We start from the raw sequence: 20,855 nt of genomic DNA on the forward strand, positions 1-20,855 counted from the left end.
CGTCTCGTCTATCTGGGCAGCATCGTCGTTGGTGGTATTGCTGGCCGAGTCGTTGCTTGGAGGAAATGGCGCGCACTCCTGCAAGCGTCAAAATCATCGTCTTGATACCCCGTGATGAGTTTGGGGTGGTCGGTTTAGATGGCTACGCACCCTTTACCGCAACATTTACCAAACTATTGATGGCGAGTTCATTGGCTATCGAGAGGGAAAAGAATGCTGCCGCCTTGTGGCTGTTGATTCTTCCTACTGGGAGGTTTCCGGGCCCCCAGCCTTTGAAGCCGCCCTTGTTCTCAAGTACGGCTTGTACGTGTAGCCCTCAACTCGGGCGATCGTACGTGAAAGCGCTTGACCAACGGGTGACGGTCCCGCCCTAAGACGCGACAGGCAGAGTTTTTGGGGGAGGTGCCTGGACAATACAGAGGAACGCATCACGCACCAGCAACCTTGTTCTTCCCCGCACGCTTGGCCTGATACATGGCACGATCAGCCCGTTGGATCGCATCCATGGGCGCTTCATCCTTGGCGAGTTCCACCACACCCGCAGAGAACGTAATAAAGAGCCGCGTATTGCCGGCAACAAAGAAGCGCTGGGTAAGCGCGCGCTGAAGCCGGACGATGGCTTGCACGCCGTCTTCCAGGCACGTGTCGGGCATCAGGATGACGAACTCCTCGCCGCCAAAGCGCGCGAGCGTGTCTTGGGGGCGCATCGATTCCCGCGCGACCTAGGCCAGATGCGAGAGGGCATCCTTCTCAATGGATGGCGCGATGGTGGAATGGTCTTTTCTGCGGGAGCGCTAAAGATTGACCGCCGCGCACGGGAGCCCGCCCCAAAGCGGTCAGCACCTCCCATGTACTAGGGTTGACCCGATACCCATCCAGCGCGATCGACGCTACCGCTCACGTGTTGTCAGGTCAGAAGGGTCCTGATCGCAAACCAGAGATCAACTTGCCGTTCTTGTACCAACTCACCGTGGATAGACCCATAGCCTTCACGAAGACCCCGAAAGGGCACAAGTCCTCGTCTGCTGCGCGACGAAACGGTGCTTCTATGCAATCGCTATCGTCAATGAGCTCCGGTGTTTCCCGTTCGCAATTTGAGTACAGCGGGCAAGTGGTCTCATCCCTCTTCAGGTATTCCGAGAACTGGTATGCGAGCAGCAACTGAATGAATTGCGATTTCGATGACGCATCGCCGAGCGTGGTACCCAACTGCCCACCTCTATTGGCGATAAGCGGAATACCCAGTTTCGAGAGCACGATGCTCATTACCTCGCGAAACTGCTCAGTGCTCATTGCGTACAAGGCGGTGAAAAGTGAACGTCCGGCCATTGCCTCCTGAGCGTAGCTCAAGGCTTCACCGAGCCACGAATAGATCACCGGAAAAGCACTTTCGGGAAACTGCTGTTGCAATGTGCCTCGGAGTTCCTCATAACGGCAGGCGAGCTTTTCTGCCATCGTTCGGAAGTTCACGCCTTGTGCTTCCCATTCCAAACTCAGTAGGAACTGGACGAACGCATCGTCGTCGCCGTGGTCTGTGCCGTTGAAAACCCCCTTCTTGATGTCATCGATGACGACCATGAGCCGGCGCGCCGGGTTGTCGTTCATCAGGCAGTACTCGGCCAGCGCGATACGCTTCACGTCACTCAAATACGCCAAATCTTGGTGATCAATAACTAGATCAACGGACCGATACGGAAGGTCAGGCGGCTTGGGGCCGCCAGGGAAATGATGTACCTCGATCTTGGATGCGATGTACTCGAGCAGGTCGCGAGCACCAAAGTGATAGCCATTGAAGCCGTCACCGGAAAGAAGGTACTTGTGGAGCTTGTAGCCTTTTCCGTCGACCATCTCCTCCTCGAGATTGATCTGATTGATCCGGCCAACATCGTTCTGAAAAGACCAGCCTCCCCAAGTGACTTGCTGGATCTTCTTCGCAAGTCGGACATGCTCGTCGGAGTAGTCGCTTGGTAAGTGCATCTCCCTCGTCTCTCTTGCATTCGCAATCTGCAACAGGAATGTCTCTAGCAGGACGATGTTCCCACGCATGCAGTAGGGCATGATGAGGTCCTGCAGAAGATGAAGATATTCGTGAGCGAATGTAGACGCATTTGCCTCCGCAAGCTCTTCCGGCTGCTCGTCAGATTCGATTCGGATAATGAAGAAAGCTGGCTCGTAGCTTCCCTCTGCATTCTTCAAGAACAAGTCGCCTCCCACTCTCGTTTGATGTGTGCGTTTCTTTGGTTTTCACCGCATGTTGATTATAAAGTTGACCAACCTGCCTATCTTCCGGCAGCTCAAACGGGTCAACGGATCAGCAACAAACGTTGGTTAGCTTTGAGCGCGCTCCCATTCACCGGTACGCAGCTTCCGTTCAACCTCTAGCTTGACGTTCTGAATCAACTCAGTTGGATATGGCGTTTCCGCGTAATAGTCGCATTTAGCACATCTGCACCTCATTTTCGCTCCCACTGCTCCTTCGAACGCAGTCGGTAGCAGTTCATAGTCGCAGAGCGGGCAGTACATCTTGATGTCATACACCACACCTGACCTCGCGGCTTTCCAGCGCCATTTGAATCCGAAAAGAACATCGGTCAAATATGATTTCTGCTCAACCGTCGCAACCGCTTCCGATGCCGGTAGTTTTGTCCCATTAACGCGGGTGAGATGGGCGCGCATGTAAAGCGCCCCTGTGGCCCCTGAGACAGCTACCCAAGGAAGCAATAGCAGCCGAGTCATGTATATCTCGGCATTGAGGAACGCCCACACAGCCGCGAGGCCCGCTTGTGTCGTTGCCCACGTGAAATAGCCCTCATAGTGTGCCCAGAAGCTACCGGTGGCAGCGATGATCGCCACAGAAATAACTTTGCTCCACACTGGGTCTTTCCAAATCCGAACAAGTAGCTCCATGCCTCGCTTTCCCCTTCGTCTGTAGGCTGATACTGCTCAAAAATCTAGATTGGACAACTTCGATTCATCTCGTCACATCTTGGATACCGCGGAACGTTCGCACGCTTGCTTTTCGTTAATAAAAATATTGGATCAAAGCCCGTTCCCATAGAAAGACGACACCGGAAAATTTGATCGCTCCATCAACCTCTTGCAGTCCACAAGTTCTGAGGTAAGTCACAATCACAAAAGCTAAGCTCGTGCTTGATTCAGTACTTCATGAAGGAGTTGAATATGCTCATTGTAGCCCCAACGAAATCTGGCAAAAGAATGTCCTGTTCCGTATGGACTAACCACCCATCTCTTGGCATCCCAACCCGAGTCTATCAAGTCAGAGGCGGCGAAGATAAATTCTAGGGTTTCAGTTAAAAAGGGAAGCAACGGCTCCAAGCGCCGATGGTCGATGCCGTCTAAGCTGCCATGTACAAAGTAGTTCCGAATCTTTACTGCGACAGTTGCTGCGCGAGAAAGGTCGGGTAGTTGATTTCCAATTTTATCCGTCACTATATTGACGCGATGGAGCACTTTCTTGGTCAGTGAAGGTTTATCCATTCGACCGAGTGCCCCGAGAATGCTGCTTCGTTCCGGCCCTTCGGGGAGTTTCCGGAAAATTGCGCGACATTGTTTGCGAGCATTTTCGAGCTGATCCGGTAAGGTAGATGTAGCGGCTATGGCTTCCGGTGGAAGAATGTCGAACATGTTGGCTGCGGCAACCAAGCGGTCGATATCATAAAATTGACCTTTCCCCAGGCAACCCATATAACGAACTCGAGCCTGCCGCCACACGTGCTCTCTTGCAAGCCAATTGGATAGGACGGTTGAGAACTCTTCGGGGCGCTGGCTCGGGCTTAAAGGCAAATCTCCAGCGTGCGGACTATTGCTATTGCCTTTCGATTTTTTTGGGGCATATTTCCAATAGAGATCAAGGATGGCTGGCAGAACGATTCCCTCACCAATTGTTCGATCTTTTCCGGTAATAGTGATCTGCGTAGCGTCAACGGATTGACGACGACCCGCCATGAGGCTCAAGAATCGGTGGATGGACAATACTCTATCTAGGCATGTTCCAAAATTGACCGGCTCACCAAATGCGAGCTCAATCACCATGCTGTTTCTCACAAGCTCACCGGTGGTTTGGCCCATGCGATAAGACGGGCGATGGTGAACCCGGAGTTGACCCAACTCCGTCTCGACGGAGATTATTTCTTGCTTTCCTGAGAAGTAAAAAAAATCAGGATGTTCTCCAAATTCAACGTCCTGAAATGGGCCATTTTCACCTCTTAGTAAATCAATATCATGCTTCGATAGAAAGGTGTGCTGGAAAGCACCGAAATCATGAAAAAGAGTCCCGATGTCCTGTGTGGTTAGTTGTATGGATGATATGCATGATTTGTCGGGCTCAAGGTAGTGGTCACCTACCGTGACAAAATTCGGTAGGATTTTTGCGTAGTGATAGCTACCTGAGTCGCCACGTCTACCAGACTGAAGTACCTCAAGAATGCTGTGAAGGCAACTGACTTTTCGCAGATCTCCCAAGACACCGGTTATTAGCGAAGGCTCCCTATAGCGCGTGATTTTTTGGTGCGAGTGCAAAGTAAGATTCATTCTGTTGCGGCGTAACCACAGATCACCTATTACGTTTTGCCCATCGGGCATTGTGAAAATTCCTGGTGATCGAATTTCGGCATTTTTGGCCATAAAATTTTCTATCGAAATTAATTGCAATTGGCAAATAAAAAATATTTTTGGTATTGAGTTTGGGCGCGTATAGGCTTAGTTTCATTCGCTTTGGCGAGTGTTCTGCCGAACGATGAGCATGTCGCTTTTCAAGCGCCGCCCCAATTTTCCGAGGAGCGATATCAAGGTCATTAGAATAATAATATCTAGTTTTTCTCGATTCCTCTTTGAGGAATGACTGACTCATTCCTATTCTGTTGAAAAATCGATTGCAGTGCTCACGCTCAAGTGACTGTGCTAGTGCTCTATATCGACTCCAAGTCGGCGGAAGAAGGCCCGTCATGATTGATAGCTGCAGCCTGGCAGCGGCCCATTTTTATACGGCGTTTACACCCCTCCCCCCAACCTTTACCCCGTTTTTACCCCCCTTTCCCTAATGTTGCACTGCACGCAGGCCCACTGACGGGAGCCCGCGTGCACGCCGCATCCGGTTCCAGTCGGGCGCTTGAGCGCCGGGCCGGGCGGCACCTAAAACAACAAGGGAAAGGTCCATGCAAGCCAAGCAGGTTTCTTTGCGCGCCACCGTTGTCGGTGGCGTTGTTCTCTGTGCCGCAGCCTTCACGAGCGCGGCCGCTTACGCACAATCCAACGATGCTGCGCCGGCACCCGCCGCTGCGCCCGCCAGCCCGCTCACGGCCAACCTGACGCTGGCCAGCCAATACCGCTATCGCGGCATCATGCAGACCAACAACAAGCCGGCCATTCAGGGCGGCGTTGACTACGCACTGCCCAACGGTTTCTACGTCGGCAACTGGAACTCGTCGATCAGCTGGCTGGGGGATTCCAACCCCAACGTGTCCGCCCCCATCGAGATGGATTTCTACGGCGGCTACAAGACCGAGCTGATGAAGGACGTCCCCATCGACGTGGGCGTGCTGCAGTACTACTACCCGGGCAGCTACCCCGACGGGTACACCCGCCCGCACACCACCGAAGGCTATGCACAGATCGGCTACGGCCCGGTCTCGTTCAAGTACTCGCACGCGTTCTCCAACCTGTTCGGCTTTGCTGATAGCCACCACAGCCAGTATTTCGACCTGTCGGGCAACTTCGACACCGGTTTCTGGGGCCTGACGCTGAATCTGCACGTGGGCTATCAGCAGGTGCCGCATCAAGTGGTGCGCACGTCCTATGCCGACTGGAAGGTGGGCGTGACGAAGGATTTCGGCAGCGGCTGGACAGCTTCTTTGAGCTACATCGACACCAACGCTTCGCGTCTGGCCTACACCAATACGCGTGGCAGCTACATGGGCAAGGCCACCGCCCTGCTCGCCGTCACCAAAACGTTCTAACGACCTGACAGAAAAAGGGGAGCGCTCATGGACTTCGTTTACCTCGCCGGCCTCGCGGTGCTGGCCTTGGCAGTGGGCGGGCTGCTCGCCCTGACTGCCCGGCTCGCCACGCGTGATCAGCCCACCACGCACGCCATGGAGAAAAAGCAATGACCTGGCTCTATGTCTTGTCCGGGGCCATCACGGTGGTCCTGCTCGTCTATTTGTTCGTGGCCCTGCTGTGGCCCGAACGCTTCTAATAACAACGCGAGGCACACCATGAATGCGTTCCTCCTCCAGCTGGCGATCTACCTGGTCGTGCTGCTGGTTCTGGCCAGGCCGCTCGGCACTTACATGGCCGGCGTGTTTGGCGACAAGCCTTCGCGCACCCACTGGCTCGGGCCCGTGGAGCGTTTGTTTTACCGCATTGCCGGCGTCAACCCGCAGGCCGAAATGGGCTGGAAGCGCTATGCGGTGGCGGTCATCGTCGTCAACGTGCTGGGCGCGCTGGCGGTGTATGCGCTGCAGCGTCTGCAGCAATGGCTGCCGCTCAACCCGCAGGGCTTTGGCGCGGTCACGCCGGATTCGTCGTTCAACACGGCCATCAGCTTTGTTGCCAACACCAATTGGCAGGGCTACTCGGGCGAGAGCACGATGAGCTATCTCACGCAGATGCTCGGGCTGGCGGTGCAGAACTTTCTGTCGGCCGCCACGGGCATTGCGGTGGTGATTGCGCTCATCCGCGGTTTTGCACGCCACTCGGCCAAGACCATCGGCAACTTCTGGGTCGATTTCACGCGCGCCACGGTGTACGTGCTGCTGCCGCTGTCGATCATCGTGGCCGTCTTCTTCGTGAGCCAGGGCGTGATCCAGAACTTCGATGCGTACAAGGACGTGACCACGGTCACAGCCACCACGTACGACAACCCGAAGATGGACGCCAGCGGCCAGCCGCTCAAGGATGCCCAGGGCAACCCCGTGACGGAAAAGGCCACCACACAAACGCAGACCCTGCCGATGGGCCCGGTTGCCTCCCAAGAGTCGATCAAGATGCTGGGCACCAACGGTGGCGGCTTCTTCAATGCCAACTCGGCCCACCCATACGAGAACGCCAACGCGCTGACGAACTTCGTGCAGATGCTGGCGATCTTCATCATCCCGGCGGCGCTGTGCTTCACGTTTGGCGGCATGGTGGGAGACCGTCGTCAGGGCTGGGCGGTGCTGGCGGCCATGACGGTGCTGTTCGTGGTGCTGGCCATCTTCCTGGCGTGGGCTGAGCTGCATGCCAACCCGATGCTGGCCAACCTTGGTGTCGATCAAGCGGTCGGCAACATGGAAGGCAAGGAAACGCGCTTCGGCATCGTGGCCTCGTCGCTGTTTGCCACCATCACCACGGCCGCGTCGTGCGGTGCGGTCAATGCCATGCACGACTCGCTGACTGCGCTGGGCGGCTTCGTGCCGATGTTCCTGATGCAGTTGGGTGAAGTGGTGTTTGGCGGTGTGGGCTCGGGCCTGTACGGCATGCTGGTGTACGCCATCCTGGCCGTGTTCATTGCGGGCCTGATGATCGGCCGCACGCCGGAATACCTCGGCAAGAAGATCGAAGTGTTCGAGATGAAGATGACGTCCATCGCCATTCTTGTCACGCCGCTGCTGGTGCTCGTGGGCACGGCCGTGGCGGTGGTGGTGACACAGGGCAAGGCGGGCATCTTCAACCCCGGCACGCACGGCTTCTCAGAGGTGCTGTACGCCTTCTCGTCGGCCGCCAACAACAACGGCAGCGCGTTTGCGGGCCTGTCTGCCAACACGCCGTTCTATAACGTGGCGCTGGGCATTGCGATGTGGCTGGGCCGCTTCTGGATCATCGTGCCGGTGCTGGCGATGGCAGGCACGTTTGCCGCCAAGAAGCGCCTGCCGGTGACGGTTGGCACGCTGCCCACGCACGGGCCCCTCTTTGTCGTGCTGCTGATCGGCTCGGTGCTGCTGGTGGGTGCGCTCACCTACATCCCGGCGCTGGCGCTCGGCCCCATTGCGGAACATCTCGCACGCTAAAGCGCGCAGTCCACTCATATCAACAGGTGCCTTATGGCTATCCGTTACCCTGATTCCGATCCTGTCGTGCGCACCGTTCAGCACAGGCTGGATGGCGCCGAGGCTGGCGCTACCGGCGGCGCTGCGGCCCGCACTACCACTACGCACCATGGCGGCGGTCATCAGCCGCTGTCGGCCAAGGAGGTGCGCAAGCTGTCGATGTTCTCGATGGCGCTGGTCAAGCCGGCCATCGTTGACAGCTTCCGCAAGCTCTCGCCGCGTGCGCAGGCCAAGAACCCGGTGATGTTTGTCGTCTACATCGGCAGCATTCTCACCACCATCCTGTGGGTCATGGCGCTGCGTGGCCAGGCCGAAGCCCCGGCGGGCTTCATCCTCGCCGTGTCGGTGTGGCTGTGGTTCACCGTGCTGTTCGCCAACTTTGCCGAAGCACTGGCCGAGGGCCGCAGCAAGCAGCAGGCCGCATCGCTGCGTGGCATCAAGACCACCGTGCAGGCCAAGGTGCTGTCTGACGCGCGCCGCCGTGACCGCGTGGAAGCCCGCGCCGCCACCGCGCTGCGCCGCGACGACATCGTCCTCATCGAAGCCGGCGACATGGTCCCCGGTGACGGCGAGGTCATCGAAGGCGTGGCCTCGGTGGACGAAAGCGCCATCACGGGCGAATCCGCTCCGGTCATCCGTGAATCGGGTGGTGACTTCTCGTCGGTGACGGGCGGCACGCGCGTGCTGTCGGACTGGATCATCGTGCGCATTACCGCCAACCCGGGCGAGAGCTTCCTTGACCGGATGATCTCGATGGTGGAAGGCGCCAAGCGCCAGAAGACCCCCAACGAGCTCGCGCTGACGATTCTGCTGGTGAGCCTGACCATCATCCTGATGCTGGCCACCGTCACGCTGCTGCCGTACTCGCTGTTCTCGGTGGAAGCGATGAAGGCTGGCTCGCCCATCACGATTACCGTGCTGGTGGCGCTGCTGGTGTGCCTGATCCCGACCACCATCGGCGGGTTGCTGTCGGCCATTGGCGTGGCCGGCATGAGCCGCATGATGCAGGCCAACGTGATCGCCACGTCGGGCCGCGCCGTGGAAGCCGCTGGTGACGTGGATGTGCTGCTGCTCGACAAGACCGGCACGATCACGCACGGCAACCGTCAGGCATCGCGTTTCATTCCCGCACCGGGCGTGACGGCCAAGGCGTTGGCCGAAGCCGCATGGCTGTCGTCGCTGGCCGATGAAACGCCGGAAGGCCGCAGCATCGTCACGCTCGCCCGCAACCTGGGTGAGGCGTCCATCGATGAGGCAGCGCTCTCCAAGACGCAGCCGGTGTACGTCGCCTTCTCCGCGCAAACGCGCATGAGCGGTATCAACGTGGGCCACAACGGCGAAGCCCGCCAGATCCGCAAGGGCGCGGCTGATGCCATCCGCACACACGTCACGCTGCTGGCCGGCAAGTTTCCCGATGCCGTGTCCACCGCGGTGGATGACGTGGCACGCGCCGGCGGTACGCCGCTGGTGGTGGCCGACAACGACCGCGTGCTCGGCGTGGTGGAGCTGAAGGACATCGTCAAGGCCGGCATCCGCGAGCGCTTTGCCGAACTGCGCCAGATGGGCATCAAGACGGTGATGATTACCGGCGACAACCGCCTGACTGCCGCCTCCATCGCCGCAGAAGCCGGTGTCGATGATTTCATCGCCGAGGCCACGCCCGAGACGAAGCTCGCGCTGATTCGCGAGCAGCAGGCGCAAGGCCGCCTCGTCGCCATGACCGGTGACGGCACCAACGATGCTCCTGCCCTTGCGCAAGCCGATGTGGCCGTCGCCATGAACAGCGGCACGCAGGCCGCCAAGGAGGCCGGCAACATGGTCGACCTGGATTCCAGCCCGACCAAGCTGATCCAGATTGTCGAGATCGGCAAGCAGATGCTGATGACGCGCGGCTCGCTGACCACGTTCTCGATCGCCAACGATGTGGCCAAGTACTTCGCCATCATCCCGGCCGCGTTTGCGACCACGTATCCGCAGTTGGCAGCGCTCAACGTGATGCATCTGGCAACGCCCGCATCGGCCGTGATGAGTGCGGTGATCTTCAACGCGCTGATCATCGTGTTCCTGATTCCGCTGGCGCTGAAGGGCGTGAAGTACCGCGCGCTGGGAGCAGCCTCGCTGCTGCGGCGCAACCTCTTGATCTACGGCCTGGGCGGTCTGCTGCTGCCCTTCCCGGGCATCAAGATCATCGACATGTTCCTGGCCGCAATGGGCTGGGTCTAAGGACTAAGGAACGAAGGAGAACTTCATGGCAACCACGACACAACCTGTGCAGGCTGATGTGCCGCAACAAGGTGGTCTGCTGCGCGCGGCGCTGGTGGTCTTCGTTGGGCTGTCGCTGATTACCGGGGTGCTGTACCCGGTGGTGGTGACGGGCATCGGCAAGGGGCTGTTTCCGGCGCAGGCCAGTGGCTCGATCATTGAGCGCAATGGCAAGCCGGTGGGCTCGTCGCTGATCGGGCAGAACTTTGATACGCCGCAGTATTTCTGGGGGCGCATCTCGGCCACGTCGCCCAACCCGTATAACGCGCAGGCTTCGGGTGGTTCCAACCTCGGCCCGAGCAACCCGGCGTTGACTGACGCGGCCAAGGCGCGGATTGCGGCGCTCAAGGAAGCGGACCCGACGAATACGGCGCCGATTCCGGCTGACCTCGTGACGGCTTCGGGCAGTGGCCTGGACCCGCATATCAGCCCGGCTGCTGCTGCGTACCAAGTTGAGCGTGTTGCGCGTGCTCGTCACCTGCCGGTGGAGATGGTTCGGAAAGTGGTGACTGAGAACACCAAGGGGCCGATGCTGGGTCTGTTTGGGGAGCCGGTGGTCAACGTGCTGGAGTTGAACTTGGCGTTAGACGATTTGAAGTGAGCTTTTTTTGAGTCGGGTCTTGGTGGTGCATCCCCTGTTTCGCGCCCTGCCGGGCCCGACTCACTTTCTTTGTCTTGCCAAAGAAAGTAAGCAAAGAAAGGCGCGCCCGAGATGGCGACACCCCCTTGGATTTTTGTCGCGGGAAGGGAGGAGAGGCAAACTCGGCCTAAAGGCCTCAGACAAGCCTCCCCTCTTTTTCCTTCCCGCAACAAAAATCCAAGGCGCCATCAAGGGCATGAATGGCCAAACCGTTGGTTCACAAGCGGAAACGCAAGTGGACCAACGGTTTGGTTTTTGTCGTTTGACGTTCCTGCCCTATGCGGCGCCTTGAATTTCTGTTGCAAGGAGGAAAAAGAGGGGAGGCTTGTTTGAGCGCAGCGAGTTTGCCTCCCCTCCCTCCTTGCGACATAAATTCAAGGAGTCTTTCGCCGCATCGGGCGCGCCTTTCTTTGCTTACTTTCTTTGGCAAGACAAAGAAAGTGAGTCAGCCCCGGCAGGGGATGAAACAAGGGATGCACCACCAGCAAAAAAACCACCGAAAATACAACGCATGACGGTCGATCAACGCCCCAATCCCGACACCCTCCTGGCCGCACTCCAATCCGACCAGGAGCACGCCTCCCGCGGCAAGCTGCGCATCTACTTCGGCGCATCCGCAGGGGTGGGGAAAACCTACGCCATGCTGTCCGCAGCAAAGGCAGCACGTGCACAAGGCATCGACGTCATCATCGGCCTGGTCGAAACCCACGGCCGCAGCGAGACCGCCGCGCTGGTCGCAGACCTGGAGCACCTCCCTACCCGCCAGATCGAATACAAGGGCCGCGCCCTCCCCGAGTTCGACCTCGACGCCGCGCTGGCGCGCAAGCCCGCCCTCATCCTCGTCGACGAGCTTGCCCACTCCAACGTGGCCGGCTCACGCCACCCCAAGCGCTGGCAAGACATCGAAGACCTGCTCGCCACCGGCATCGACGTCTGGACCACCGTCAACGTCCAGCACCTCGACAGCCTGAACGAGGCCGTCGGCAGCATCACCGGCATCCGCGTGTGGGAAACCGTGCCCGATGCCGTGTTCGACAGCGCGAACGAAGTCATCCTCGTCGACCTGCCCGCCGACGAACTGCTGCGCCGCCTGGCCGAGGGCAAGGTCTACATGCCCGAACAGGCGCAGCACGCGGCGCGCAATTTCTTCCGCAAGGGCAACCTCATCGCCCTGCGTGAACTCGCTCTGCGCCGCACCGCCGACCGCGTGGACGACGACGTGCAGGCCTACCGCCGCGCACGCCGCATCGAAAACGTCTGGCGCACCCGCGAGACCATCGTCGCGTGCCTGGACCCGCAGGGCGATGGCGAACAGGTGATCCGCAGCGCCGCACGCCTGGCCGCGCAGCTTGAGTGCGACTGGCACGCTGTGGCCGTGGTGATGCCGCATCTGCGCGCCGCAGATGGCCGCGTCGAGCGCCTGCACGCCCTGCTCAAGCTGGCCGAAGACGCGGGCGCGCGGGTGGAAACACTGGCAGGCACCAACGCAATCGAGGCCATCACCGGCTATATCCGCCGTCACAACATCACCAAGGCCGTGATTGGACGGCCACCGGAGAAGCGCTGGCGCTCGCCGCGCGCGATCATCGTGGCGCTGCGGCTGGCGATCGGGCTGGAGCGTCGCCTGCCCAGCGGCGACTTTGCGGAATCGCTCGCGCGGCATTGCCCGGAGGTGGACGTGATTCGCGCAGCGGCCGATCCGGCGCGCATCCAGCTCACGCCCAAGGCAGCCGTGTTCGGGCGCGCGGATGTCCGCACCGAGGTCGAGCGTGCGGCGGATGCCCAGCCCGGCTGGCTGACACCGGGTTACCTGGCCGCAGGGGTGTACGTGGGCATTGCCACGGCGCTCTCCAGCCTCGTGCGCCCGGTGTTCGACCTGGCCAACATCGTCATGCTGTTCCTGGCCGCCGTGGTGGCCGTGGCGATGCGCCACGGGCGCGGGCCGGCGGCGCTGGCGTCGGTGCTGTCGGTGGCGCTGTTCGACTTCTTCTTCGTGCCGCCGCGCTGGTCCTTTGCCGTGAGCGATGTGCAGTACCTGCTGACCTTTGCGGTGATGCTGGCGGTGGGTTTGCTGGTGGGGCAGCTCACGGCGGGCCTGCGTGAACAGGCTGAGGCGGCCGTGCAGCGCGAGGCTGCCGCACGTGCGTTGTATGAGGCGGCGCGCGAGCTGTCTGCTGCGCTCACGCTGGACCAGATCGTCAGCATCGGCGGGCGCTTCGTCAACGCGACGTTCGGTGGACGCTGTGCATTCTTCTTCGTCGGGCTGGATGGCCGGCTGGGCGCACCGCAGATCGCCAAGCCGGAGGGCGCCGCTGCGGTGTCCGGGGTGCCCAATGCGGCGCAGAATTCGGCACCCTCCGGCATGCCCAACCTCGATCGCGTGCTGGCCGATTGGACATATCAGCATGGCCAGCCTGCTGGCACCGGCACCCACACGCTGCCCTCGGGCTCGGTGCTGTACCTGCCGCTGAAGGCGCCGATGGCGATTCGCGGTGTGCTGGCGGTGGAGCCCGAGGCCTTCCAGGTGCTGGCCCAGCCCGACAACCGTCGCCAGATCGACGCCTGCGCTACCCTCATCGCCATCGCCATTGAGCGTGTGCACTACGTGGAGATCGCCCAGGACGCGCTGGTGCGCATTGAATCGGAGCGGCTGCGCAATTCGCTGCTGGCCGCCGTGTCGCATGATCTGCGCACGCCGCTGACCGGGCTGGTGGGGATGGCCGAGACGCTCACGCGCCCGCAGCCCAATCAGCCACCGCTTTCGCCGCTGCAGGCGGAAGCCGCCGCCGCGATCGGCCAGCAGGCGCAGCGCATGCGCACGATGGTCACCAACCTGCTCGACATGGCCCGCCTGCAGAACCGCGAGGTCAAGCTGCGGCTGGAGTGGCAGTCGATTGAAGAGCTGATCGGCGCGGCGCTGCAGACCATTCCCCTGCCCGATCACCGCGTGGTGGTGGACGACATGGCCGAGCTGCCGCTGGTGCGCTGCGACGGCCCGCTCATGGAGCGGGTGCTGTCCAACCTGCTGGAGAACGCCGGCAAGTTTGCCCCCGCCGGCACCGAGGTCCGCATCTCGGCGGCCATCGTTCAAGACGAGAAGCGCGGCCAGGAACTGCGCCTGCAGGTGCGCGACCACGGCCCCGGTGTGCCGGCCGGCGCCGAGCGGATCATCTTCGAGAAGTTCACGCGCGGCGAGAAGGAATCGGCCACCACCGGTGTCGGCCTGGGCCTGGCCGTGTGCGAGGCCATCGTCAGCGCGCACAGCGGTCGCATCTGGGTCGAGAAGCCCGCCGATGGCGGCGCCTGCTTCGTCGTCGCCCTGCCCGCTGCCGAGCCGCCACCCGTCGAGGTGGACGAGACCGAGTAGGCCAGCTGCGGCGGGCTGCAAACCGGCGCGGCGCTTGGCCCTGCACCGTTGCCCGGCATATCGACATGCCGAAAATATCGTTCGGTCGTCGGCGCCTCTATGACAGGATCACGTCACACACCGCCCGCTACCCGCGGGCGGCTTTCGTTCACGTATCCACGACAAAATCGACGAGGTTTCTCCATGTCTCTGTTCTCCCGCCTTGCGCGCGTGGCCGTACCGGCCATCGCATTTGCCGCCGCTGCCACCCTGTCTGCCGCAGCCAACGCCGACACCAAACAGGTCAAGCTCGGCACCATGAGCGGCCCTGATGCGCAAATCTGGGAAGTCGTGCAGAAGGTCGCCAAGAAGGACGGCCTGGACGTCAAGATCATCGAGTTCAACGACTACGCCCAGCCCAACCCCGCGCTCGACGCCGGTGACCTGGATGCCAACGGCTTCCAGCACCAGCCCTTCCTCGACAGCCAGATCCAGGCGCGCCACTACAAGATCGTCAACGTGGGCCTGACCTACGTGGCGCCGATGGGCTTCTACTCGAAGAAGGTGAAGTCGTTTGCCGAGCTCAAGGAAGGCGCCAAGGTCGGCATCCAGAACGACCCATCCAACGGCAATCGCGCCCTGCTGCTCCTGCAGAAGGCCGGCGTGATCAAGCTCAAGGCCGGTGCCGGCACCAACGGCAACAACGCCACCCCGCGCGACGTGGTCGAGAACCCGAAGAAGATCAAGCTGATCGAGCTGGATTCGGCCCAGCTGCCGCGCTCGCTGGATGATCTGGACGTCGCTTCCATCAACACCGACTACGCGGTCAAGAACAACCTGTCGCCCACCAAGGATGCGATTGCGCTGGAAGACCGCCAGGGCCCGTACGCCAACCTGATCGCCGTGCGCGAGAAGGACAAGAACCAGCCGTGGGTGAAGACGCTGGTACGTGCCTACCAGTCGGAAGAGGTGCGCAAGTACATCGACACGCAGTTCAAGGGCGCGATCCTGCCGGCGTTTTAATCGATGTGCTCGGAGTGAGCGGGTACTTTCTCGCCCTGATTGGAAATAACTGGCGGCGCGCTGCGGGAGGTTGGAGCTTCACCGGCGCGCCGCGTCATTTGTTGCGTCGCGTCATCCTGTGACGACTGCAATCGTTTTCGCAACCCGTGGCGCCTTGGCAACGTTGGCTGCATTAAGTAGTTCTACGTTATTGCAACGCAGCAAACGATTCGCTATAGTAGGAACTGTCTCCTCCACCCTCCTTGGTGGATTGTGGCCCGAGCACCTGGTGCTCGGGCTTTTTTCTTTGGCGCGTCCAATTGCTGTTCCTCACGGCCGCCTTGCCTCTTGGCCGATTCCGGCTACGCTGTTTTTCTGGCCCCAAACCTCTGGGCGTTGCCCGATCGCAACGAGCACTTTTTCAATCGCCTGCTTTAAGCCGCCATTCCAGCCCAGGGGTCGCGTGTCGGACAGCGCCATTGAAAGCGTCGCCTGAGTCATGTCAATGTCTCGAATCTGTGCGTAACCGCGCGCTTTGTGCTTTTAACATCGCGAAACCGCGTCAGCTTTTGTCCTACAAGCGATTCGGCGGCATCCGGACAGTCCGACGAGGACCCCTCCACTAAACTTCACCTTGCTCTCTCTTTAGAGAGCACTCCCCCCCTTTTGAGCCCGCCCCTGTTGCGGGCTTCATTTTTTTAAGGCACGATTTCTGACATCCCGACACCGTCGACACCGGATGTCGGAAGCTCAAAAGGTTGGGGGAATCGCTCAAGGCCCGCGCAGTTGAAAAGCTGCGCGGGCTTTGTTTTTCTGGCGTCGCCGCCTGACAAGGGGCGCGCGCAGTGCTTCAATGACGGCACGCAGCGGATGCAGCACGGCGCAAAACGGGATGCGCCCTCCGCCTCATACCTACAACAAGAAGGACTGGTCGATGGAAGGTTTCGCACAACTCGCCGTGCTGGTGGTGGACGACCACCCCGTGCAACGTGCCGCTGCCCGCCAACTGCTTCACAAGCTGGGCGTACAGCAGATCCTCACCGCCTGTGATGGCCGCGAGGCGCTCTACCTGCTCCAGCTCTGCCATGTCGACCTTGTCCTGTGCGACATCGACATGCCCGGCATGAACGGCCCTCAACTGATGGAGCAGATGCTGCTGCGCGGCGGCCAGGTGTTCCCCCGACAGGCGCCCGTGTGGGCGTGGGTGAGTGCGATGGATGCGCCGATCGTCGAATCGCACGTGAGCCTGGCTGATGCCATCGGTCTCACCCACACGCACGGCGTGCAGAAGCCGCTGCGCCCCGCGCACGTGCTGCCATTGCTGGAAGAAGCCGCCGCGCGTGAGCGCAGTCCCGCGCCCGCCGCGCCGGCCAGCACGCCGCAGTTTTCCGACGACGAGCTTGCCACGCTGATCAACGAGACGCCCGAGCAGATCGAGGTCGTCCTGCAGCCGCAGCACGATCTGGCCAGCGACCAGATTGTTGGCGCCGAGGCGCTGTGCCGATGGGTGCATCCGGTGCATGGGCGCGTGTCGCCCGCCGCGTTCGTGCCGCGCCTTGAGGCGCTGGGGCTGGCCGACGGCCTGTTCTTCCATGTGCTGGAGCATTGCGTGCGCGTGCAGCACGCGCTGGCCGCCCACGCGCATCCGGTGCCGATTGGCGTGAATGCCTCTGCGCAAACGCTCAGCCGCCCCGGCACCATCGAGCGGGTCGAGTCCACCGTGCGCGAGGCGCGCATCGCACCGGCCTCCATCAGCCTGGAGCTGACGGAAGATTCACCGGTGCCGGATGCCGCGCAACTGACCATCGCGCTCAACCGCCTGCGTCTGCTTGGCCATCCGCTGGCCATTGATGACTTTGGCGTGGGCATTGCCACGCTCAAGCTGCTGGCAGACCTGCCCTTTACCATCCTCAAGGTGGACCGCTCGTTCACGGCGGCCGTCAATCAGACCAGCCAGCGCGGTGTGATCTGCCGCACCATGATCGAACTGGCGCGTACGCTGCATCTGGAGTGCATCGCGGAAGGAGTGGAAACCGACGCTCAGCGCCAGACCTTGCGCACCCTGGGCTGTGCGACGGGGCAGGGTTATCTGTGGGCGGCACCGTTGTCGACCACGGCATTCCTGGCGCACGTGCAAGCTGCAGCCTGATTCAGTTTCGTGCAGCCCTGATTGAAATGGCTTCTGCCCCGAAAGGTTACGGGGCGCCCAAAGTAAGAAAAGTCTGATCCCATTGGGCATCGCGCGTGGGTATGGTTACCGGCACGCTTTTGCCGGCTCTCCCACATCCCATGACGGCTCCGATCTCTTCCCTTCTGCCGCGCCCGCTGGTCAAGCGCTGCGTCTTCGCCTCTGTCCATCAACGCCGTGTTTCGGAGGCGGATGGGCAGCCGCGCCTCCGAGCGCCAGCGCTTACCTGATCGCACGCCATGTCCCCTTTCTTATCGATCGTGGCGGCAGACGATCATCCCGTGATCCTGATGGGGCTGACGGCCGCCATCGCGCAGTTTCCGCAGCAGCGCGTCATTGCGCAGGCGCACGATGGACATGAGTTGATGCAGGTGCTCGAACATATCGACTGCGATGTCATCGTCACGGACTACCGCATGAATGGGGACCCGGCATTCGATGGCATGGCGTTGCTGGCGCGCCTGCGCAAGCAGCACCCGAAGCGGGCGATCGTGGTCTGTACGATGGTGCACAACCCTGCGCTGCTGCGCAGCATGCGGCAGCTTGGTGTGGCCGCCATCGTGAGCAAGAGCGATGACCTTGTCTACGTTGGCCACGCGATCGCGGCGGCCGCGCGCGGGGCACACTACTACAGCCCCAGCATCCTGGAGGAAAGCGGTCTCAACCCGAATGTGCGCAACGTGTTCGAGACCCTGAGCGCGCGCGAGCGAGAGGTCGTTTGCCTGTATGCCAGCGGCATGGCCGTGTCGGAGATTGCGCGCAAGCTCGGTTCGAGCGTCAAGACCGTGAGCACCCAGAAGACGGCTGCATTGCGCAAGCTTGGCTTGGCGCGCGAGACCGATCTCTTCCAGTTCGCCCGTACCAACGGGTTATCCCAGCTCCACTGAGCGCCGCGGGTCAGACGGCGCGGCGGTTCGCGGGCAGCGACAGCGTCTGTGCCGGGACCTTTGCCGGTGCCTCGATTGCGGGCGCTGCCTCAGCGGCGCTGGCGCCCATCAGCCAACCAAACAACGGCGTTGCGACCAGTGCGCCAACCAGTTGCGCCAGCATGTAGCCGGGCACGTCACCGGGGCGGATGCCCGAGGGGCCGTCGGTCAGCGCGCAGGCTAGTGCCAGCGCCGGATTGGCCAGTGAAGACGAGGCCGTGAACCAATACCCCGCTGCGATGTAGGTGGCGACCACCAGCGGCAACTGCTTCGGCGCGTGACGGCCGCAGGCGATGCCCACACCCATCAACCCGAACGTGGCCAGTGCCTCGCTCCACCACAGTGCGGGGCCGGTGGCGATGTGGGTGCTCGCCGACAGCGCCGGCATGCCATACATGGCATGGGCGGCCATCACGCCCAGCACGGCGCCCATTGCCTGGGCGACCCCATACCCCAGCGCTTCACGCCAATGCAGGCGCCCCTGCACCAGGGCCGACAGCGTGACGGCCGGGTTCAGATGCGCGCCCGATACCGGCCCGAACGCTGTCAGCAACGCGCACAGTCCTGCCCCACCTGCCAGCGATTGCGCCAGCAGCGTCCACGTGGCATCGCCGCTGGAGAGCCGGTTCGCGTGGATGCCCGTGCCGATCACCACGGCGATCAGCAAGGCCGTGCCGAGCCCTTCCGCGACAAGGCGGCGGCCCAGGGAGATGGAGGGCGATGCAGTGCGGAGCGAAGAAACGGTAGCCATGCGGGAGCGGAATGCAGACGATGCGGAGCGCATCGCGCGGGAGTGTGGGACCGCCGCCCGGGCCGATCAATGCACTGCGGCGCGCTTGTGTCGCTCTCCGTGGTATGGAATTGCAGTATCGAATGGCGGGATCAGGCCGCGCTGGCTGCACCGGCCGCCGCCAGTTGCCGCTGCTGCGACCCCAGGCGCATGAAGCCCGCTGCCGCCGCGCCCAGCGCCATCAGCATCGCGAGGCACCCGGCCATGGTGCCGTGTGCCATGCCTGCCACGCTGCCATCAGCGGCGAAGGTGAAATACAGCCCGCCGATGCAGGCAACGCCGAGTGCCCCCGCCAGTTGCTGCGCCGTGATCAACAACCCTGCCGCTGCGCCGGCCTGCGTACGCGGCACGCCGGTCAGCACCAGGCCGATCAGCGGGACGATGACCAGCCCTTGCCCCGCGCCGTGCAGCGCCAGGGCGATGCTGATGCGCGTCATGCTGGGCGCGATGGGGTGCGCCCACTCCGTGCCGAAGCCCGACAGCAACATCAGCAGGCCCATCGCCATCAAGCCGAGGCCGCCCAGCAGCGACCGGATACCGTAACGCCGCACCAGCGCATTGGCCACCCGCGACGTGATGAGGAACGCAAGCGCCAGCGGCAGGATGACCACGCCCATGTGCAGCGCAGACAGTTGTCGCCCGTTCTGCAGATACAGCGTCAGCACCAGGAAAAACGCCATCATTCCGATGTAGTGCAAGCCAGACGCCGTCAGGCCCGTCATGAAGGCGCGATGCTGCAGCAGCGCGGGCGGCAGCAATGGCGTACCGCCGGCGCGGTCGACGCGTGCTTCAAGCTGCTGGAACGTCGCCATGCCGAGCAGGCCCACGATCAGCAATGCCAGGCTCCACAGCGGCCAATGCAGTTCGCGGCCGAACAGCAGTGGCACGAGCACGGCGGCCACGCTGATGGCCATCCACGCCACGCCTGCGGTGTCGAGGTGCACATCGGCTGCCGCGGTCTGGCGCGGAATCCAGCGCCAGCCCAGCAGCGCCGCCGTCAATCCCACTGGCACGTTGATCAGGAAGGCCGAGCGCCACCCCAGCCCGGCGATGTCTGCGCTGGTCAGTGCGCCGCCCAGCAGCAGCCCGGCCGCGCCGCCGGTGCCCATCACCAGCCCGAAGATCGACAGCGCGCGGTCACGCTCCGTGCCGGCAAAAAGCGCCTGCACGCTGGCCAGCACCTGCGGCACCAGAATCGCGGCGGACAGCCCTTGCGCAAATCGCCACGCGATGAGCGCCCCTGCGCTGCCCGCCAGGCCGCAGCCGGCTGACGTGGCGGTAAAGGCGACAAGGCCCAGCAGGAACACGCGCCGGCGCCCGAACAGATCGCCCAGGCGGCCGCCCGTGATGAGCAAGATCGCATAGCCGAGCTGGTACACCGCTAGCACCGCTTCCAGTTGCGCGGGCGTGGCGTGCAGGCTCATGCGAATGCTCGGAATCGCCACATTAGCGATGAACGCATCGACGATGAACATGAATTGCGCGGTCACCATCACACCAAAGGCGAGCCAGTGGCGGTGCAGTTGGGACATGGGTGACGTGGGAGAAACAGAAGACACGTGGGTCACGATCGGCTCCGGAAAGAGAGGTGAACGCAGCGTAGGCGCCGGTGCCGATTCGATTCAGAGCTAGGATTAACCTAGGATTGAGCTGTCC

At 61.7% G+C, this 20,855-nt stretch carries 16 protein-coding genes and 1 pseudogene; 10 read left to right on the plus strand and 7 right to left on the minus strand.

From position 1 onward, the window contains the following. Positions 1-428: 428 nt before the first annotated feature. The 4 genes and pseudogenes from ACS13N_RS07285 to ACS13N_RS07300 form a co-directional block, all read right to left on the minus strand. Positions 429-752, minus strand: a pseudogene (locus ACS13N_RS07285) (GGDEF domain-containing protein); the annotation flags it as partial. Between the two features lie 160 nt (positions 753-912). Next, complete coding sequence (locus ACS13N_RS07290) at positions 913-2,196, minus strand: hypothetical protein (RefSeq protein ID WP_438931030.1); 1,284 nt, start codon at positions 2,194-2,196, stop codon at positions 913-915. Positions 2,197-2,328: 132 nt separating this feature from the next. Beyond that, positions 2,329-2,907 (minus strand): hypothetical protein, encoded by a 579-nt coding sequence (locus ACS13N_RS07295; RefSeq protein ID WP_438931031.1) that lies wholly within the window; start codon positions 2,905-2,907, stop codon positions 2,329-2,331. Positions 2,908-3,138: 231 nt separating this feature from the next. Further along, positions 3,139-4,644 carry a HEPN domain-containing protein gene (locus tag ACS13N_RS07300; RefSeq protein ID WP_438931032.1) on the minus strand — a complete coding sequence of 502 codons (1,506 nt, stop codon included), beginning with the start codon at positions 4,642-4,644 and terminating at the stop codon, positions 3,139-3,141. A gap of 530 nt (positions 4,645-5,174) precedes the next feature. On the opposite strand from ACS13N_RS07300, the gene ACS13N_RS07305 reads away from it, so the two are divergent. The 8 genes from ACS13N_RS07305 to ACS13N_RS07340 all read left to right on the plus strand — a co-directional run bounded on the left by ACS13N_RS07305 (position 5,175) and on the right by ACS13N_RS07340 (position 15,316). After that, positions 5,175-5,975 carry a TorF family putative porin gene (locus ACS13N_RS07305; protein WP_438931033.1) on the plus strand — a complete coding sequence of 267 codons (801 nt, stop codon included), beginning with the start codon at positions 5,175-5,177 and terminating at the stop codon, positions 5,973-5,975. A 27-nt stretch (positions 5,976-6,002) separates the two neighbouring features. Then, positions 6,003-6,128, plus strand: coding sequence for a hypothetical protein (locus tag ACS13N_RS07310; RefSeq protein ID WP_269848264.1), 126 nt, complete (start codon positions 6,003-6,005; stop codon positions 6,126-6,128). Further along, positions 6,125-6,214, plus strand: coding sequence for a K(+)-transporting ATPase subunit F (kdpF, locus tag ACS13N_RS07315; protein WP_004628487.1), 90 nt, complete (start codon positions 6,125-6,127; stop codon positions 6,212-6,214). Before ACS13N_RS07310 ends, kdpF begins: the two co-directional genes overlap by 4 nt. A 19-nt stretch (positions 6,215-6,233) precedes the next feature. Further along, complete coding sequence (kdpA, locus tag ACS13N_RS07320; RefSeq protein ID WP_438931034.1) at positions 6,234-8,006, plus strand: potassium-transporting ATPase subunit KdpA; 1,773 nt, start codon at positions 6,234-6,236, stop codon at positions 8,004-8,006. A gap of 33 nt (positions 8,007-8,039) precedes the next feature. Beyond that, complete coding sequence (gene kdpB, locus ACS13N_RS07325) at positions 8,040-10,268, plus strand: potassium-transporting ATPase subunit KdpB (protein WP_438931035.1); 2,229 nt, start codon at positions 8,040-8,042, stop codon at positions 10,266-10,268. Positions 10,269-10,293: 25 nt separating this feature from the next. After that, complete coding sequence (gene kdpC, locus ACS13N_RS07330; RefSeq protein WP_438931036.1) at positions 10,294-10,908, plus strand: potassium-transporting ATPase subunit KdpC; 615 nt, start codon at positions 10,294-10,296, stop codon at positions 10,906-10,908. 550 nt (positions 10,909-11,458) lie between these two features. Further along, positions 11,459-14,314 carry a DUF4118 domain-containing protein gene (locus ACS13N_RS07335; RefSeq protein WP_438931037.1) on the plus strand — a complete coding sequence of 952 codons (2,856 nt, stop codon included), beginning with the start codon at positions 11,459-11,461 and terminating at the stop codon, positions 14,312-14,314. Between the two features lie 183 nt (positions 14,315-14,497). Beyond that, positions 14,498-15,316 (plus strand): MetQ/NlpA family ABC transporter substrate-binding protein, encoded by an 819-nt coding sequence (locus tag ACS13N_RS07340; RefSeq protein WP_438931038.1) that lies wholly within the window; start codon positions 14,498-14,500, stop codon positions 15,314-15,316. A 309-nt stretch (positions 15,317-15,625) separates the two neighbouring features. Here the strand turns inward: ACS13N_RS07340 and ACS13N_RS07345 are convergent, their stop codons facing one another. Further along, entirely contained in the window at positions 15,626-15,796 is a 171-nt protein-coding gene (locus tag ACS13N_RS07345; protein WP_438931039.1) for a hypothetical protein, read from the minus strand. 433 nt (positions 15,797-16,229) lie between these two features. Between ACS13N_RS07345 and ACS13N_RS07350 the strand changes: the two genes are divergently transcribed. Further along, positions 16,230-17,444 carry an EAL domain-containing response regulator gene (locus ACS13N_RS07350; protein WP_438932808.1) on the plus strand — a complete coding sequence of 405 codons (1,215 nt, stop codon included), beginning with the start codon at positions 16,230-16,232 and terminating at the stop codon, positions 17,442-17,444. A 278-nt stretch (positions 17,445-17,722) separates the two neighbouring features. Further along, positions 17,723-18,370: a response regulator gene (locus tag ACS13N_RS07355; RefSeq protein ID WP_438931040.1), complete on the plus strand. Its 648-nt coding sequence runs from the start codon at positions 17,723-17,725 to the stop codon at positions 18,368-18,370. A 10-nt stretch (positions 18,371-18,380) separates the two neighbouring features. On the opposite strand, the gene ACS13N_RS07360 is transcribed toward ACS13N_RS07355, so the two are convergent. After that, positions 18,381-19,160 carry an aquaporin gene (locus tag ACS13N_RS07360; RefSeq protein WP_438931041.1) on the minus strand — a complete coding sequence of 260 codons (780 nt, stop codon included), beginning with the start codon at positions 19,158-19,160 and terminating at the stop codon, positions 18,381-18,383. 131 nt (positions 19,161-19,291) lie between these two features. After that, the gene (locus tag ACS13N_RS07365) at positions 19,292-20,731 is read right to left on the minus strand and encodes an MFS transporter (protein WP_438931042.1); all 1,440 of its coding nucleotides are present in this window, start codon (positions 20,729-20,731) and stop codon (positions 19,292-19,294) included. Positions 20,732-20,855: the final 124 nt, after the last annotated feature.

The organism is Ralstonia sp. 24A2 (assembly GCF_051783885.1).
Lineage (GTDB): Bacteria > Pseudomonadota > Gammaproteobacteria > Burkholderiales > Burkholderiaceae > Ralstonia.